Origin of the sequence: Micromonospora sp. NPDC050417 (genome assembly GCF_044458865.1) — a bacterium.
Lineage (GTDB): Bacteria > Actinomycetota > Actinomycetes > Mycobacteriales > Micromonosporaceae > Micromonospora_G.
In genome coordinates this window covers 1-2137 of the sequence record NZ_JBITIH010000067.1, presented here as the reverse complement: position 1 = coordinate 2137, position 2137 = coordinate 1, and the positions used below count along the sequence as shown (strand labels likewise).

Here is a 2137-nt window from a genome sequence, read left to right as displayed (position 1 = left end):
AGTCGGGTCGGGAACTGGAGAGATGATGATCACTGACGGTAGGGCCGAGGGCCTGCATGCCGCCGGTTTCCCGGTCGGTTGTGCGCTCTCCCGTGCCCATGGTCAGGTCGTCACCGCTCCAGCTCCCGCCACGTCGAACCGTGCATGCGGTTCTCCCGCACACGGCTCACCGACGCCGTTCACCGCCGGCATTCGGTTTCTCCCGCCAGGGCTTGTTCGCCCTGGGTGCGACAACAATTCCGTTCAGGCCGATCAGGCCACACCGCTCCGGCGACAGGTAAGCGACCACGGACATGCCGAAGCCTCGCCCGCGTTTGTGCCGCTTGCCGATGAACAGCGTCAACCGTTGCATCGCGTAATCCCTGATCTTGTCGAACCGGATGGTCGAGTGGCCGTAGCGGAAGTACGCCGCCCAGCCACGCAGGAACGCATTGATGTCCTCGACCACCGTTTCGACACTGAGCAGCAGCCTCGACCGGACCGTGAGTTCACGGATCCGGTCCCGGGCACGCTGCATCGCCTTGTCCGAGGGCCAGCGGGCCAGGAACAGGACACCGCGCTTGCCCCGCACGCCCCGCGACCGCACCCACTTGTGACCGAAGCCCAGGAAATCGAACCCCGGGCCGTCTTCCGCAAGGTGCACGATGCGGGTTTTGGCCTCTTTCGGCGCAAGGCCGAGTTCGGCCAGCAGGCTCCGCAGCCGCGCAAGGGCGGTTTCGGCCTGCTCACGGGTAGCGCACATCACCAGCACGTCGTCAGCGAACCGGACCAGCACCCCATGCGCTCGGCGATCCCACGCCCGGTCGAGCCGGTGCAGATACACGTTGCACATCAAGGGACTGATCACACCCCCTTGGGGGGTTCCGTTCACCGAATGCCGGACCACGCCCTCATCCATCACCCCAGCACGCAGGATCACCCGCAGGAGTTTGAGTACGGACTGGTCGGCAACACGTTCCTCGACCGCTCGCATCAACCGGTCTTTCGGAATCGCCTCGAAACAGTTCGCGATATCCGTCTCCACCACCCACCGGCGGCCCCGCCAAGCCTCATCGATGACGACTTGAAGAGCGTCGTGCTGCCCCCGCTTCGGGCGGAACCCAAAGCTGCACGGCAGAAAGTCCACCTCGAAGACCGGCTCAAGCACGATCTTCACGGCGGCCTGCACGATCCGGTCCCGGACCGCGGGGACCGACAACGGCCGCTGTTCGCTGGTACCCGGCTTCGGGATGAACACCCGACGCGCGGGCAACGGCCGATACCTACCCTCCCGCAACTCGGCGGCCACCTCATCAAGCAGCCGGGTAACCCCGTACTCCTCGACAGCGGCCAAAGTAGTGCGGTCGATGCCTGGGGCGCCGTCATTACGGCGCACCGCGACCCACGCACGCCACAGGACATCCCTGCGCAGGATCTTGTCCATGAGCGTGTGGAACCGTCGTCCGGGATCGGCCTTGGCCGTCCGGTACAGCGTGTGTTGCAGGGCACGCACCTTGTCCAGCGGAGAACGTCCGCTGTCGGCGGGACTAGCCAATACGGCACTCACCGGGCACCTCCATCTACCTCAACACGCACCGACGAAGTAGTGGCCCTTCCCTCACCGCCGGTTCTGTTGTCCGGTCGGCTCGATCGGTACTACGACCACCTCCGACGCCCTTCCGGCTGGCTTCCACTTCCCGGCTCGTCGCCGGTTATAGGTCACCGCGCTCCAGCAGCACTGCGCAGCCCGCTGGGCCGGGGAGGGCCTCTCCAGTTCCCGCCGTCACTATCCGAACGTTCCGCGCCCCTTACGCCGGGGAGTCCTTCACGGCTGCGCCTCCAGGCTCTTCACCGCTTCCATGGCCTTCGCCCTTCTCCTCCGGGCTCGGCACTCCCTCGCCCCACCCGTTACCGGGCAGGTGATGTAACGACGCGGCAGGCTTCGATTCACGCTACGGACCGTTCGGTTGCACGCCATTTCAGGCGCTTGACGCTGGGCTTCGCCCCCGCCCGTTTCCAGACGAGACCGCCAGCCTGCTACCGGGCCACCTGGCTGTTACCCGGACCGGACTTCCACCGGCAAGCGACGACGAGCTTGCGAAACAAGCCATCAACCAAACATCTGATCAACCACCTATCCCTACTGGACGCACAGGAG

1 protein-coding gene is annotated in these 2137 nt (G+C 65.6%); it reads right to left on the bottom strand.

What is annotated here, in order from left to right:
• Positions 1–166: 166 nt before the first annotated feature.
• Complete coding sequence (gene ltrA, locus ACIBF5_RS32665) at positions 167–1546, bottom strand: group II intron reverse transcriptase/maturase (protein ID WP_396816749.1); 1380 nt, start codon at positions 1544–1546, stop codon at positions 167–169.
• Between the last annotated feature and the right edge of the window lie 591 nt (positions 1547–2137).